Annotated in this window: 13 protein-coding genes; 11 read left to right on the top strand and 2 right to left on the bottom strand. The window is 58.0% G+C overall.

Going from position 1 to position 14,345, the window contains the following annotated elements:
• Nucleotides 1-14 precede the first annotated feature (14 nt).
• Nucleotides 15-1,622 (top strand): ArnT family glycosyltransferase, encoded by a 1,608-nt coding sequence (locus ACIPIN_RS00340; protein WP_401113728.1) that lies wholly within the window; start codon nt 15-17, stop codon nt 1,620-1,622.
• A 161-nt stretch (nt 1,623-1,783) separates the two neighbouring features.
• The gene (locus ACIPIN_RS00335; RefSeq protein WP_401113725.1) at nt 1,784-2,185 is read left to right on the top strand and encodes a GNAT family N-acetyltransferase; all 402 of its coding nucleotides are present in this window, start codon (nt 1,784-1,786) and stop codon (nt 2,183-2,185) included.
• Nucleotides 2,186-2,227: 42 nt separating this feature from the next.
• On the opposite strand, the gene ACIPIN_RS00330 is transcribed toward ACIPIN_RS00335, so the two are convergent.
• Entirely contained in the window at nt 2,228-2,767 is a 540-nt protein-coding gene (locus ACIPIN_RS00330) for an adenylate kinase (protein ID WP_401113722.1), read from the bottom strand.
• A 720-nt stretch (nt 2,768-3,487) separates the two neighbouring features.
• On the opposite strand from ACIPIN_RS00330, the gene ACIPIN_RS00325 reads away from it, so the two are divergent.
• Entirely contained in the window at nt 3,488-4,027 is a 540-nt protein-coding gene (locus tag ACIPIN_RS00325; protein WP_401113719.1) for a dihydrofolate reductase family protein, read from the top strand.
• Nucleotides 4,028-4,264: 237 nt separating this feature from the next.
• On the opposite strand, the gene ACIPIN_RS00320 is transcribed toward ACIPIN_RS00325, so the two are convergent.
• Nucleotides 4,265-5,230, bottom strand: coding sequence for a LysR family transcriptional regulator (locus ACIPIN_RS00320; protein WP_401113717.1), 966 nt, complete (start codon nt 5,228-5,230; stop codon nt 4,265-4,267).
• A gap of 294 nt (nt 5,231-5,524) precedes the next feature.
• On the opposite strand from ACIPIN_RS00320, the gene argH reads away from it, so the two are divergent.
• The 8 genes from argH to ACIPIN_RS00280 all read left to right on the top strand — a co-directional run bounded on the left by argH (nt 5,525) and on the right by ACIPIN_RS00280 (nt 14,208).
• Nucleotides 5,525-6,952: an argininosuccinate lyase gene (argH, locus tag ACIPIN_RS00315; RefSeq protein ID WP_401113714.1), complete on the top strand. Its 1,428-nt coding sequence runs from the start codon at nt 5,525-5,527 to the stop codon at nt 6,950-6,952.
• A 150-nt stretch (nt 6,953-7,102) separates the two neighbouring features.
• A complete protein-coding gene (locus tag ACIPIN_RS00310) occupies nt 7,103-7,975 on the top strand; it encodes an amino acid ABC transporter permease (RefSeq protein ID WP_401113711.1) in 873 nt (290 codons plus the stop codon).
• 22 nt (nt 7,976-7,997) lie between these two features.
• Nucleotides 7,998-8,762, top strand: coding sequence for an amino acid ABC transporter ATP-binding protein (locus ACIPIN_RS00305; RefSeq protein WP_401113709.1), 765 nt, complete (start codon nt 7,998-8,000; stop codon nt 8,760-8,762).
• Between the two features lie 24 nt (nt 8,763-8,786).
• Nucleotides 8,787-9,611 carry an ABC transporter substrate-binding protein gene (locus tag ACIPIN_RS00300; protein WP_401113706.1) on the top strand — a complete coding sequence of 275 codons (825 nt, stop codon included), beginning with the start codon at nt 8,787-8,789 and terminating at the stop codon, nt 9,609-9,611.
• Nucleotides 9,612-9,808: 197 nt separating this feature from the next.
• The gene (locus ACIPIN_RS00295; RefSeq protein ID WP_401113703.1) at nt 9,809-10,657 is read left to right on the top strand and encodes a polysaccharide deacetylase; all 849 of its coding nucleotides are present in this window, start codon (nt 9,809-9,811) and stop codon (nt 10,655-10,657) included.
• On the top strand, nt 10,650-11,537 hold the full coding sequence (locus ACIPIN_RS00290; RefSeq protein WP_401113700.1) for a polysaccharide deacetylase: 888 nt from the start codon (nt 10,650-10,652) through the stop codon (nt 11,535-11,537). The genes ACIPIN_RS00295 and ACIPIN_RS00290 overlap by 8 nt, the downstream gene beginning before the upstream one ends.
• Nucleotides 11,534-12,883, top strand: a complete 1,350-nt coding sequence (locus ACIPIN_RS00285; protein ID WP_401113697.1) for an MmgE/PrpD family protein — start codon at nt 11,534-11,536, stop codon at nt 12,881-12,883. The genes ACIPIN_RS00290 and ACIPIN_RS00285 overlap by 4 nt, the downstream gene beginning before the upstream one ends.
• A gap of 149 nt (nt 12,884-13,032) precedes the next feature.
• Nucleotides 13,033-14,208 (top strand): MFS transporter, encoded by a 1,176-nt coding sequence (locus ACIPIN_RS00280; RefSeq protein WP_401114677.1) that lies wholly within the window; start codon nt 13,033-13,035, stop codon nt 14,206-14,208.
• The last annotated feature ends 137 nt before the right edge of the window (nt 14,209-14,345 follow it).

The raw sequence follows: 14,345 nt of genomic DNA, 5'->3' as shown, positions 1-14,345 counted from the left end.
GCCCAGGAGGCCGCGTGCACGCATATCCATCGACAGGGATCCGTCAACAATCGTTAGGTCTGGGGCTACTGGCGCTGCTGCTGTTCTGCGCCGGGGTCTACCAGCAATCGGCGATCGGATTCGACTCGCGGTTTGTACTGTTTGCCCAGGAAATGCTGCGCCATGGGCCGGGATTCTTCCCGACCACCTATGGTCAGCCTTACGCTGATTACTGGGCCACCTCGACGTTTTTTACCTGGCTGCTTTCGATACCCTTTGGCCAGGTAAACGCGTTGACGGCCTGGATGCCCAGCGCCATTGCATCAGCGTTGATCGTGACGCTGATGTACCGGCTGGTAGCGCCCTACTCCAGAACCTGGGCATTGGTCAGCATCGCGTTGATGTTGCTGAGCAATATGTTCATCACCGAAACCCGCGCCGTATCCCTCGACCAGATGGTCGCGGCCGTGACCTTCGCCGTGTTCTATCTGGGCTATGCCGCTGACCACTTCCAGGCGCCGCGACGACTGTTGCTGATACTCGCGTTGCTGGTGCTGGGCTTTGCCATTCGTGGGCCGATCGGTTTAGTGGTACCTACCGGTGTGTTGTGCACTTATTACCTGCTCAATGGCCAGTGGCGCCGGATGATCAGCGTCGGATTGCTGGCTGCGTTGCTGCTGGCAGCCGGTATCGGCTTATTGCTGTGGCTGGCGAACGTCAGTGGTGGCCCGACCTTCGTGCAAGACGTGATCCGCATGCAGTTCATGGGGCGCATGGACGGTCGCGAAGGTGCGAGCGGCGTGCTGTATTACTTCAGCAGCTCCTTGGGCAACTATGCGCTGGCCTTTCCCTTGGCAGTGGCGGTGCTGGCCGCGGTGTTGCTGGTTGGCCGCAAGGACCGTGGACCAGCATTACGTCTGCTGACCTTGTGCACCGCTGCCGGGTTGATCGTGATGATTGGCCTGTCGATTCCCATGGCGAAAAAAGCACGCTACATGCTGCCAATGCTACCCATGGCCGCGATCGTTGCGGCGTATCCGTTCCAGGGTGCGCAGGGTCGGGTATTCCAGTGGTTACGCGGCCTGATGCAGGGCCTTTGGTTGCTGATGCCTGGCCTGCTGATCATCGGGTTGGTGGTGGTCAAGCGACGTTTTCCGGAGCATCTCACCTCGCTGACGGCGGTGATGGTGATACTCGGCGTGTTGCAGGCGGTCGCACTGGGGCTGCTGTTCAAGCCGCGTGTGCGTGCGGTGGGCCTGGCGTTCGCTGCGGTGCTGGCGCTGTGGTCGACCTACATTCTGGTGTTCGAACCGGTGGAGCGTACGCTCTTCGACACGCGCACGTTCAGTCGCGCAGCCGTTGAACTGATTCAGAAAGACCCGGCTCCCGTGGTGCTGCACGCCATGGGCAAAGACGCCAAGGCCATCAAGTTCATGGTCAACGTCGATCACGACCTGTTTCCGGTTTTCACTTCTTCAGTGCAAGAGCTGGAGAACCTGACAGGCCCTGCCTGGCTGGTGATGGACAAAAGCGACTACGAAGCCCTGAAAGGCTCACGGTTGGCGACACTGCAACCGGTGCTGAGCGGAAACTTCGACAAGAACGATTACGTCCTGCTGCACTTGGTACCCGTGCAACCCTGAACAGGTTGCACTTCGTCAGGGCGCTTGCTTAAGCTTGCGCCCATGACCCTTCCCTTCGCCGTGCCCAACTCGCCGACGCCAGCGCACTGCCCGCCGTAGAGCGTTCAGCTGCCGCACTCTTCCGTAATGCCCCTGAACTTGCCTGGCTTGCCGACGCCCCCGTGACCAGCGTCGAACAGCACCAGCGCGACATCGAATCCTCATTGGTCTGGGTTGCCGAGGCGGCCAATGGATCAATTGTGGGCTTTCTCAGCGCCCATACCATCGATACCGAACTGCATATCCAGGAGGTCTCCGTCAGCAGCGGGTTTCAGGGCCAGGGCCTGGGACGCAGGTTGTTGCAGAGCGCGCTTGAGCACGCACGCCATAGCGGATTGACCGCGCTGACGCTGACGACCTTTCGTGAACTGCCATGGAATGAGCTGTTTTATCGGCGATTCGGTTTTCAAACACTGCCGTTTTCCAGTCTCGATCAGCGTTTGAAAGCGGTGCTGGAAGCGGAAATCGCCCACGGATTACCGGGTGCCCGACGGTGTGCCATGCGTTATTGCATCAAACCGTAAAGAGCATGTATCGGTGGGAAACTGCCGCAGGAATTTTTTTCTTCAATCGGGAATCGCGGCAAGCACCTCTGCGAGCAACGACTCAATCGTTAACTCTCCGCTGACCCTAAGGGAGGGTAAGGTCAACTGCTTGAACCACTGCTCATGCCGCGGTCGGCTGCGGCCAGCTTGAACGCCTTTTTCATAACTTTCGGCCCACGCGAGAAACGCCAGGTGGTTCGCATGCATGTCCCCTCCTGGAAGAATACGTTGACCATAGCGCTGTGATTCACGCGCCTTTAGACGCTCTATTCGAAGCCGTGTCGGAGTATCAATGAAGACGACCAAATGGGCGGATTGAATCACTTCGTCTCCCCAACCATCTAATGAACCGGAGAGTACCCATTGACCATCAGCCAGACTACGGTTGAGTAGATCGACTCTCTCTGCAGGAGGTCGTGATCGCTCGAAGGGTGGTTCAGTCGGGTACCAATAGTAATCATCGACATCGAAGTGAGGCACTTGAAGCTTTGCGGCCAGTGCAACCCCCAAAGTACTCACTCCGGCTCCAGATGCGCCACTTATGTAAATCCGTTTGTTCACTTCGAGGGGCTCCTTTCTAGCGGGACATAATATGCGGTAATCAGATAGCGTGGATTTGGTTTCCAGTTATTTGGCAATAATGGCGTAATACCTCGGCAATTGCAGGAACTGAGCGCAACACGGCTATTGAATTGAAGACAGTGCAGCATGATACATACCCACCGGCTAAGTAATAACTTCAATCGGGAATTTCAAACCAAAATACCTCGCGCTCTTCCCATGTCATTCCAAAATACACATATCATGAAAGGAATTCTAAAGCCCGTTGAGATGGGGCGCCCATTATAAATGGAAAGCTTACGTTCAGGCACTTAATAAATACTGGAGAGTAATTGGCCGGCTTATAGGAATGGGTTTACAGGTTCCCAGGAGAAGTACGTCCAATCTTAGGATCGTCAGGGTCGGCGCTTGAAATTTCCGTAAGTAATATCTGAAAATTTTATGATTTCTTGACGAATCATCTCTGCTAGGACTAGGTTTGCAGTGCCGGCCGAGTTGAACTCAAAAAACATTAAAATAAAAAGCAGCAGTTCCTTCGGTCATTTTTAAAACGGCATGCATTCATAAGAACTTCCGAAAGAGCGCGATAAGAAAAACATGGGGGATATGCAGTCGATCACATAGGCATCGATATCATCGACGCGCAAAAAAAGAATGGAAGGATTCAATTCAATAACCGTGTTGCACTCAGCTCCTGCAACTACCCTTTAAGGAAAGAGAATGTCGAAGCTAGTTTATTACGTTGCCGCCACCATGGATGGCTACATTGCCACTCAACAACACAAGTTGGACTGGCTAGAAAGTTTCACTCTGGGTGATGACGCTACACCGTATGATCATTTCTATCAGACCATTGGGACGGTGATTATGGGAGCCGAAACCTATAGTTGGATCATGTCAAACGCCCCCGATGATTGGCCATATCAAAATGTACCCGCCTTTGTCATGACCAGCCGGAATTTACCGGTGCCACCCGGCCTGAACATTACTCTTCTCCAAGGCGATGCTGGAGCGATCGCAACAAAAGCGAAGCAAGCCGCCAAAGGGAAAGATGTCTGGTTGGTGGGCGGTGGTAAAACAGCAGCCTACTTTGCCGAAGCAGGTGAGTTACAACAGCTGTTCATTACCACTATTCCGGTCTTCCTTGGCACAGGAGTTGCGGTGCTCCCCGTCAGCCATAACCTTAGCGTGACCCCTAAAGTGCAACGTATCTTGCAGAGTGGCGCGATGGAGTGTGTCTCGGATGTGAAACACAGTTAACGTCCACACGGCGTGTGTGGTTCGCAGTCCGCAGCAACGGATATAAGGCGAAGAAAAATGAAACACCTTGTATTGAGTTTATGTTTGCTAGCCATCGTCGTTCTCTCGGGTTTTCACGGAATAAGTATGGTGAAACCTGCCGTGCTGACGCTCGCTGATACCCGTAAACGCCAAACCCTGCGACAACTCCGCCGAGCTATCAGCGGCTATCCACCAAGCAGACATTCGCGCTTGATATCAGGCGCCGGACTTCAGATCCACCCCCAACGCCTGGGCGAACGCTTTGACCAAAGGACTGCGCACCGTGTTGTGCCGCAGGATCAGGTTGAACGGTGTATTGAAGCTGATCAGGTCCGGCCGCAAGGCTCTGAACGTGCCTTGTGCAACCAGTGGCGCGGCATAATGCTGCGGAAGAAAACCCAGGAAACGCCCGGTTTTGATCAGCATGGCGACCGCTTCAACCTGCGACGCCGAAGCGGAAAAGCTGTCGTACCGCGCAAACGTCAGCTTGTCGCGGTGGATGGCGTAGCGATGGTTGATGAACTCGTGATACTTGAGCACATCTTCACCCATCTCCTCGTCCGGAACAGTGAACAACGGGTGCCCCACCGCACAGTAGGCTTCCGACCTTTCTTCATACAACGCGAAGTAATCGAACTCTTCTCTTTTTTGATAGACCGGCACTATTCCAGCCACTAAACGACCTTCAACGACGCCTCTTTCCACTTCATCCAGTTGCGAGGCATGAAGTTGAAATCTTACCTTCGGTGATTCTTCATTTATTCGTTTAAGCGCTGCAACTAACGGAGAGTTTTCATCGGTAATCGTATTGTCGATAACCCCTACTCCCAAATCCCCGATCAATTCATTCTGCGCACAACTAAGCCGGTCTCGAAAGTTGTCGACCGAGGCAAATAAATCGATCGACGCCTGGTAAACCAAACGCCCCTCTTCGGTCAGGCAAAAACCCTCTCGACCCCGGGTGCACAAGCGCATACCGATGCGAATTTCGAGGTCGGAGATCTGTTTGCTGATGGCTGCAAGCCCCACATTCAGCTCGTTTTGAGCCGCGCTGAAACCACCGGCCTCGACCACTGCCTTGAACACTTTGAGCAGTTTGAAGTCCAGCCCGCTAAGGGCCAAAGGGGCTCGATGGGCCGTTTTCAACGGCGGGTTTCCAGAATTGGAAAGTGGGGTTTCCATAATGCTTATTTACCTCTGGCGCCCGATTCAACAACCTGTATCCAACAACAAAAATAGTGCTGGCCAATAATAATGAACACAGAAAACCATGCTTGGCAACTCCCAATAATTTCCCCCAGTCAGCGCCAAGTCGCTGATTCGAAACTATTAAAAGCTGACACTTCGATCAGCTCTCGCCATTTGCAACTGCCCTCTTGAAAACTGCATGAGCCGAACCACGCCCGGAAGATCCCGGCGAGCGTTCAAGGCTCTGCGTAACGACATCAGTTCGTATTACCGACGAGGAAAACAACAATGACTCAAGCAACCGATCGTTTGTGGGGAGCGCGCTTCAAAAGCGGTCCGTCCGAAGCCCTGGCGGCCCTGTCCCGCTGCCCTGAACGGTACTTCCGCCTCACCCCTTACGACTTGGCCGGCTCCAAGGCCCATGCCGGGGAACTGCAACGCGCCGGGCTGCTCGATGCGCAGGAAACCCAAACCATGCTCGACGCGCTGGAGCGCATCGGCGAAGACTTCCGCGCAGGTCTCATCAGCCCGACACTGGATGACGAAGACGTCCACACCTTCATCGAGCGTCTGCTGACCGAACGCCTTGGCGCACTGGGCGGCAAGCTGCGGGCCGGACGCTCGCGCAACGACCAGACCGCCAACGACCTGCGGCTGTTTCTGCGTGATCACGCTCGCACCCTGACGACTGAAGTGCTGGCCCTGCAACGGGCACTGGTTGACCAGGCCGAGCAGCACATCGAAAGCATCTGCCCTGGTTTCACTCACTTGCAACAGGCGCAGCCGATCGTGTTCGCTCACCACCTGCTGGCGCACGCCCAGTCGATGCTGCGCGATGTGCAACGTCTGGTGGATTGGGACGTACGCACCTCTCTGTCGCCATTGGGTGCAGCCGCCATGGCCGGTTCCGCCATTGCACGTCAGCCACAGCAATCGGCCAAGGAAATGGGCTACAGCGGCGTTTGCGAGAACTCCATCGACGCGGTGGCCAGCCGTGACCACGTCGCCGAGTTCCTGTTCGTGGCGAGCATGCTTGGCGTCAACATTTCGCGTTTGGCCGAAGAGTTTTGCCTGTGGTCTTCACGGCAATTTCGTTGGGTCGCGCTGGACGATGCCTACGCCACCGGCAGTTCGATCATGCCGCAGAAGAAAAACCCGGACATCGCCGAACTGGCGCGTGGCAAGGCGGGTCGTTTGATCGGCAACCTGACCGGTCTGCTCTCGACCCTCAAATCCCTGCCGCTGTCCTACAACCGCGATTTGAGCGAAGACAAAAACGGCGTGCTCGACAGCGTCGACACCCTGCTGCTGGTGCTGCCGGCCATGGCCGGGATGGTTGCAACCATGAAGGTCAATGTCGAAGAACTGCGTCGCCAGGCACCGCTGGGCTTCACCCTCGCCACCGAAGTCGCCGACTGGCTGGCGATGCGCGGTGTGCCGTTCAAGGAAGCCCATGAAATCACTGGGGCGTTGGTTCAGGCCTGTGAAAAACACGACATCGAACTCTGGGAAGCCTCGCCCGCGCTGCTCGCCGAGATCGACGTGCGCCTGACGCCCGAAGTCCGCGACAGCCTGACTCTGGAAGCCGCCATCGCCGCGCGCAGTGGCTGGGGCGGCACCGCACCGCAACAGGTCCGTGAACAGATCGGTCGTTTGAAAACCGCCCTCGCCGCACAACAGCAATGGACCGAAAACTATCAGGGCTTCCGCCTCTGAATAAGGCACAAACCCTTGTAGGAGCAAAGCTTGCTCGCGATGGCGGCGGGTCAGATGGCATCAGTGTTGACTGACACACCGCCATCGCGAGCAAGCTTTGCTCCTACGGGGATTGTGTTGATCTGAAACACCCGTGTTCGGAGAACCCAAATGAACCAGACTCAGGCAGAGCTCCTCGCGGAGCGCAAACAGGCCGAAAACCAGTTCGACATCACCCAGTACGAACATGTGCCGCGGCGCTATTACGGGCGGATCTTCTTCGCCACGCTGATCGTCATCGCCATCATCGGCCTGGTCAGGGCCTTCGCCGAGGGCAAGATCGAGTGGTCGTACATCGGCCAGTTCCTGACCTCCCAGGCGATTTTGTTCGGCTTGCTCAACACCATCGTCATGGCGGTGCTGGCGATGGCATTGGGGATTATCTTCGGGGTGATTACCGCCGTGATGCGCATGTCGGCGAACCCGATCCTGCGCTATGTCGCGGTGACATACACCTGGCTGTTCCGCGGTACACCGCTGATTTTGCAACTGCTGTTGTGGTTCAACCTGGCGCTGATTTTTCCCACCATCGGCATTCCCGGGGTGATCCAGTTTGATACCGTCAGTCTGATGACGCCCTTCGTCGCGGCACTGTTGGGCCTGAGCATCAACCAGGGCGCCTACACCGCTGAAGTGGTGCGTGCCGGTCTGCTCTCGGTGGACACCGGCCAGTACGAAGCCGCCAAGTCGATCGGCATGCCGCGCCTGCAAGCCCTGCGCCGGATCATCCTGCCGCAGGCCATGCGCATCATCATTCCACCGGTCGGCAACGAGTTCATCGGCATGGTCAAGATGACGTCCCTGGCCAGTGTCATCCAATACTCGGAACTGCTCTACAACGCCCAGAACATCTACTACGCCAACGCCCGCGTGATGGAGCTGCTGATCGTCGCCGGGATCTGGTACCTGGCAGCCGTCACCGTCTTGTCCTTTGGTCAAAGCCGTCTGGAGCGTCGTTTCGCTCGCGGCGCCGGCAAGCGCTAGTGAGTCGCGAGGAGAATCGAACATGAGAAGCATCGTCAAGGCCGTTGGCCTGAACAAGTACTACGACCAATACCACGCGCTCAAAGACATCAACATCGAAGTCGAACAGGGCGAAGTGCTGTGCATCATCGGCCCGTCCGGTTCCGGCAAAAGTACCCTGCTGCGCTGCGTCAATCAGCTGGAAAAGATCGACAAGGGCGGCCTCTGGGTCGACGGCGAACTGGTCGGTTACCGCATTGCCGGCAACAAGCTGCACGAGCTCAACGAGTCGCAGATTGCCCGCCAGCGCCTGGCCACCGGCATGGTGTTCCAGCGTTTCAACCTGTTTCCGCACATGACCGTGCTGCAAAACATCATCGAAGGCCCATGCCAGGTGCTCAAGCGCTCGCCCAAGGAAGCGCACGAAGATGCGCTGGAGTTGCTGGCCCGCGTCGGCCTCGCCGACAAACGCAACAGCTACCCGATCGAACTCTCGGGTGGTCAGCAACAACGGGTGGCCATTGCCCGGGCGCTGGCCATGCGGCCCAAGCTGATGCTGTTCGATGAACCCACTTCGGCACTCGACCCGGAACTGGTCGGTGAGGTGCTGTCGGTGATGCGCGATCTGGCGCAGACCGGCATGACCATGATCGTTGTCACCCATGAACTGGGCTTCGCCCGCGAGGTTTCCAATCGCATGGTGTTCATGGACGGCGGGCAGATCGTGGAGGCTGGAAGCCCCGAAGAAATACTAATAAGTCCACAAAACCCGCGCACCCAAAGCTTCATTTCTGCCGTTCGCACCTAACGACAACTCAAAAAGAGAACGACCATGAAAAACCTCCTCATCCCTGCAGTACTGGCCGGCCTGATGGCTTCTTCGGTGACCTGGGCAGCTGATTTGCCCGCGAGCATCAAGGCCAAGGGCGAAATCGTCGTGGCGATCATGCCCAACTATCCGCCGATGGATTTCAAGGATCCGGCCACCAACATCCTCACCGGTCTGGACTACGACCTGGGCAATGCCTTGGCCGAACGTCTGGGCGTGAAGATCAAATGGCAGGAAACCGGCTTCGAGCAAATGATCAACGCCCTGACTACCGATCGCGTAGACGTGGTGCTGTCCGGCATGACCGACACCGCCGAGCGCCAGCAGAGCGTGACCTTCGTTGACTACTTCACCAGCGGGCCGCAGTTCTACACCCTGCAAAAGAACAAGGACACCAACGAAATTGCCGACCTGTGCGGCAAGAAAGTCGGGACCAGCCGACGTACCACCTTCCCGGCGGAAATCGCCGAGTGGAGCAAGGCCAATTGCGAGGCCAAGGGTAAACCGGCGATCAATGTGATTGGCACCGAAGGCTCCGCCGACGCCCGTGCGCAACTGCGCCAGAGCCGCATCGACGCGGCCATGCAGGGCAGCGAAACCCTGTCGTACCTGAAGACCCAGGAAAAGGACACCTACAAGACCGTGGGGATGCCTATCTCGGTGCAGTTCAGTGGTTTGGGTGTCAGCAAGAAGAAACCCGAGTTGAGTGAAGCGGTGAAGGTGGCGTTGCAGAGCATGGTTGATGACGGTAGCTATCAGGCGATCTTGAAGAAGTGGGATCTGGAATTGGGCGCGATTAAAACCGTGACTATTAACGCCGGTAAGTAACGTTGAAATACGTTGCCCCGTAGCAGCTGTCGAGCCGGCGAGGCTGCGTTCGAGGACGCAGTCCTCGCAAGTCTGTGTACACGGTTTACCTGAAAGAACGCGTTGTCTGATTTTACGGCGGCTGCGCCACCGAACGCAGCCTCGCGGGCTCGGCAGCTGCTACGGGTGTTATGACCATATATGAACGGAGCGCCACGATGTCCTCCTCACCCCAACCCACCTGGCCCGACCAGCACACAGCCTGCCTGGCCCTGGCCTTCGATCTCGACGGCCCGACTGGCGATGCGATGCTCAATGGTTCGATCTGGCACAAGCCCGAGTACTTCGGTTTCGGCGGTTACGGGCCGTATCGGGCCTTACCACGGATTCTCGACCTGCTGGATGAATTCCGGATCCCGACGACCTTCTTCGTCCCGGCCTGGGTCGTGGAAAACTGGCCGAAACAATGCCAGTCAATCATCGAGCGCGGGCATGAAGTGGCTTACCACGGCTACAAACACGAGTCCTTTTATGCACTGACGCTGGAGCAGCAGAAGGACGTCATGAATAAATGCCGCGAGGTGTTCTGGCAGCATTTGAACATCCGCGCAGAAGGCTTTCGCACCCCGTCCGGAGATTGGCGGGCCGAGACACCGGCCATGCTGGTGGAAGCCGGCGTCACTTACTCCAGCAGCATGCGCGGCGATGATCGGCCGTACCTGGTGAAAGTCCAGGGCGTTGATACCCCACTGGTGGAAATCCCCGGCCGCTGGGAAATGGACGACTACGCGTCCATCGCCTACACCCGCGCACCGGACTTTCCCTCGGGACTGGACCGTACCGCCAGCTACGAGCTGACCCTCGACAATTGGTGCCGCGAGTACGACGGTGCGATGAATGAAGGGCTGTGCCTGACCACCCTCTTCCACCCGAAGATCACCGGTAAACCGGGGCGCGTTCTGCTGCTGGAGAAACTCTTCGAACACATGCGCAAGCGTGATGACGTGTGGTTCGCCACCTGCCGCGATGTCGCCCATTGGTGGCTCAAGGAGCATCAACATGGCTGAGTCGACTGTCTGGCCCAAAGGCTACCGTTGCGCGGTGGTGTTGACCGTCGACTACAACGACGTGCACGGCATCCTGACCCAGGCCCCAGAGGTCGCCGGCCGCGACAAAACTCTTTCGGTGTGGCGCTACGGCACCCAGCGCGGGGTCGAACGCTTGCTCGCACTGTTCAAAGAGTTGGGGGTTTCCAGCAGTTGGTGCGTGCCGGGCATCGTTGCCGAAGAAAACCCCGAACACATCCGCTCGATTCAAGCGGGCGGTCATGAGATTGCCTGCGCCGGTTATCGTCACCAGAACTACGACACCCTGAGCCTGGCGGAACAGACCGCAGCACTTGAGCAAGGCTGTCAGGCACTGGCCGCCGTTACCGGCCAACGTCCAAGCGGTTTCCGGATTCCCGCCGGTAACTGGGCGCCGGGCTTTACTGAAGCATTGCGCGAGCAAGGCATTCGCTGGTCGTCCTGCTGGCGCGGCGACGATCTGCCGTTCGCCCATCCGACGGCGCCCGAGGTGATCGAACTGCCGTTGCACTATGAGCTGGAGGACGAACCCTATTTCGCGTTCAACCTGAGCCCGGCGGTGCCACCCGCGCAATCGCGGATTGCCTCTTACAGCCACACCTTGGGCAACCTGCAAATGGACTTCGCCGGGTTTCATCGCTTTGGCCTGTGCTACGTGCTGCGCCTGCACCCGGAGATCATCGCGACCCCAGGGCGCATCGGTGTCCTGCGCGAGTTGCTGCTGGGTATCCAGCAACACGACGACGTGTGGATCGCCACGGCGGGCGAAGTCGCCCAGTGGTGGGCCGAGCGCGCTGTGCCGATGGACGAGGAACATCCATCCGCTGTGTATGAGCGGCATTATCGAGCGTACTTGGCATGAGCGAACGATTGCAGCGTCTGGCGCAGTTCTGCGTCGAAACCCGTTTCGAAGACTTGCCACCGGCACTGGTGGCGCAAGCCAAGCGACACATTCTCGACACTGTCGGCGCGAGCCTGGCCGGTGCCGCCAGTGAAATTGCCGTCGCCGCCCGACAAACCTTTGCCAATGAAAACGGCAAAACGCTGGTCTGGGGCACTGCGCAGCATGTCGGTGCGGCGCAGGCAGCGATGCTCAATGGCATTGCCGCCCATGCGCTGGAACTCGACGATACCGGCGGTTGCGATCACTCCGGCGCGGTGGTGCTGCCCGCGGTGATGGCGGCGGTCAGCCTGAATGCTGCAGCGGTGAACGGTCGTGAGCTGATCACCGCTGTGGTGATCGGTTATGAAATCGGTCGACGCGTGCTTGAGGCCTGTGGCGGCTACTCGGCGCACAACGGCGCCGGTTGGCACTCGACCGCTACGTGCGGCGTGTTCGGCGCGGCGGCGGCCAGTGCGCGAATACTCGGTCTTGATCAGGCACAAACGCTCGCCGCACTGGGCATTGCCGGCAGTTTCAGCGGCGGCCTCTGGGCGTTTATCCACGATGGCTCACAAAGCAAAAAGCTCCACAGCGGGCGGGCGGCGGAAGGTGGTCTGCTCGCGGCACGCTTTGCCGAGCAAGGGATCAGCGGGCCAACGAAGTTGTTCGACGACGTTTGGGGCGGCTTTCTCAAAACCCTCGCGGCTGAACACGCGCAGCCCGAGGCCTTGGACGCGGACCTTGGCCTGGTGTGGAAACTCGCCCGCTGCTCGATCAAGCCTTACGCGTCTTGCCGTGGCACTCATTCGGCCATCGATGCCTTGGGGCTGCTGCTTGAGCAGTTGCAGATCGAGGCTGATCAGCTGGAAGACGTTCAGGTGTCGCTGTGCGGCTTTCTCAACGAGATGTGCGGCGGGCGCGATGTCAGCAGTTTGGCCGCCGCGCAAATGAGCCTGCCGTATGCCCTCGCCGCTCGGCTGGTCTATGGTCATTGCCCGCTTGAGGCCTATGACGACGAACAACGCAGCGCGTCAGAAATCGCTCATTGGATGTCACGCATTCACCTTGTAGTGGATCCGCAACTGTCAGAGGATGGCGAGCCGATCGTGAGCATTCGCAGCCGCGATGGCCGCGAGGCCAGCCTGTGTGTCGACCCACCGTTAGGCGCGCCAGGCAATCCGTTGAGTGATGCAGCGCTGGAGGAGAAGTTTCTCAACCTGGCGACGCGGGTGCTGCCGATGGAACAGGCGACTGGATTGCTGGAGCGGTTGCGAAAACTCGAAAAACTGGAGTCGGTTTGGGAACTGGATCAGTGGCTGGCATGAGCCCTGGGTTGTCAGGACCGGCCTCTTCGCGAGCAAGCCCGCTCCCACAAGTGCTGTAGTGCTTTTGTGGGAGCGGGCCGGGCGGCGTTCCGATGCTCGCGAATGGCGTCGCCGCATTGCTAAATCTGAATAAGGACATCCGCACCACCGTGGCTACTTACTCGCTCGTTATTCGTCGCTTGATGATCTGCTCGCTGACCATCGTCGTCAGCCGCGCCATCACCAGCCCGCTGCTGACACTGTTCCTCAGCAACAAGCTGGGCCTGAACCAGCAGGACGTCGGCCTGCTGTTGGGCATCGCGGTGTTCATTGCCACCCTGCTTGCGCTGTATGGCGGTTACATCATCGACCGTCTGGAGAAGCGCCGGTTGCTGATTCTGGCGATGCTCTCCAGTTCTATCGGCTTCGTCCTGCTGACCTTCGCCCACAACCTTTACCTGACCACGCTGACGTTGGTGATTACCGAGACCGCTTCGGCACTGTTTCTGATCGGCTCCAAAGCCATCCTCAGTGAAAACCTGCCGATGGGCCAGCGAGCCAAGGCGTTTTCGCTGCGCTACACCCTGACCAACATTGGCTACGCCACCGGCCCGATGCTCGGCGTGGTCATCGCCGGGGTGCAGCCACTGGCACCGTTCCTGATTGCCGGTGGCATCGCGTTTTTCAGTACCTTCCTGATGAGAGGGATTCCGGGGTCGGCCAAGCAAGCCGCTATTGGCCAGCCACAAAGCTTTCTGAAAACCCTGGTGACCCTGAAAAACGACCGCACGCTGATCATGTTCACCTGCGGTTGTCTGCTCAGCACAGTGGTTCACGGGCGTTTCACCCTGTACCTGTCGCAATACCTGCTGGTGACGCAAAACGAGCACGTTGCACTGCAAACCATGGCAGCGATTCTCGCCTGCAACGCGATCAGCGTGATTCTCTTGCAGTACCAGATCGGCCGTTTCCTCAAGCGCGAGCAACTGCGTTACTGGATCGTCATCGGCAGTAGCCTGTTCATCCTCGGGTTGATCGGCTTCAGCTTCGCGCAGAACCCGGTGCAGTGGTGCCTGGCGATGTTTGTCTTCACCCTGGGCGAAATGATCATCTACCCGGCAGAGTTCCTGTTCGTCGACACTCTGGCCCCGGAAGAACTGCGCGGCAGCTACTACGGCGCGCAGAACCTCGCGGCGCTGGGCGGCGCGGCGAGTCCGGTGATTTGCGGCTTTTTGTTGACCCACAGCGCACCGGCTACGATGTTCTATGCTCTCAGTGCAATGACGGCCATGGGTGGTCTGCTGTGTTTCCTGAGCGGCCGACGCGTCGCCATACTTCAAAAATAATGCATTTAAACCGCATTAATATGAATTTGTCAGTTGGCGGATAGATCGGCACACTGTGCCGGTTCCTCCCCCAAATGTTGGAACGCTTAAAGGGCTTTCTGGTGATCCAGACAAGCCCTTCTTTTTGCCTGTTCTTT

The sequence above is a fragment of the Pseudomonas sp. NPDC087697 genome, from assembly GCF_044743155.1.
Taxonomy (GTDB): Bacteria; Pseudomonadota; Gammaproteobacteria; order Pseudomonadales; family Pseudomonadaceae; genus Aquipseudomonas.
This window is presented reverse-complemented; position numbering and strand designations above follow the sequence as displayed.

What these genes read in the sequence shown, in the direction of transcription:
- ACIPIN_RS00325 (WP_401113719.1), top strand. Translation starts at nt 3,488, where the DNA reads ATGTCGAAGCTAGTTTATTACGTTGCCGCCACCATGGATGGCTACATT.
- ACIPIN_RS00320 (WP_401113717.1), bottom strand. Translation starts at nt 5,230, where the DNA reads ATGGAAACCCCACTTTCCAATTCTGGAAACCCGCCGTTGAAAACGGCC.
- argH (WP_401113714.1), top strand. Translation starts at nt 5,525, where the DNA reads ATGACTCAAGCAACCGATCGTTTGTGGGGAGCGCGCTTCAAAAGCGGT.
- ACIPIN_RS00310 (WP_401113711.1), top strand. Translation starts at nt 7,103, where the DNA reads ATGAACCAGACTCAGGCAGAGCTCCTCGCGGAGCGCAAACAGGCCGAA.
- ACIPIN_RS00305 (WP_401113709.1), top strand. Translation starts at nt 7,998, where the DNA reads ATGAGAAGCATCGTCAAGGCCGTTGGCCTGAACAAGTACTACGACCAA.
- ACIPIN_RS00300 (WP_401113706.1), top strand. Translation starts at nt 8,787, where the DNA reads ATGAAAAACCTCCTCATCCCTGCAGTACTGGCCGGCCTGATGGCTTCT.
- ACIPIN_RS00295 (WP_401113703.1), top strand. Translation starts at nt 9,809, where the DNA reads ATGTCCTCCTCACCCCAACCCACCTGGCCCGACCAGCACACAGCCTGC.
- ACIPIN_RS00290 (WP_401113700.1), top strand. Translation starts at nt 10,650, where the DNA reads ATGGCTGAGTCGACTGTCTGGCCCAAAGGCTACCGTTGCGCGGTGGTG.
- ACIPIN_RS00285 (WP_401113697.1), top strand. Translation starts at nt 11,534, where the DNA reads ATGAGCGAACGATTGCAGCGTCTGGCGCAGTTCTGCGTCGAAACCCGT.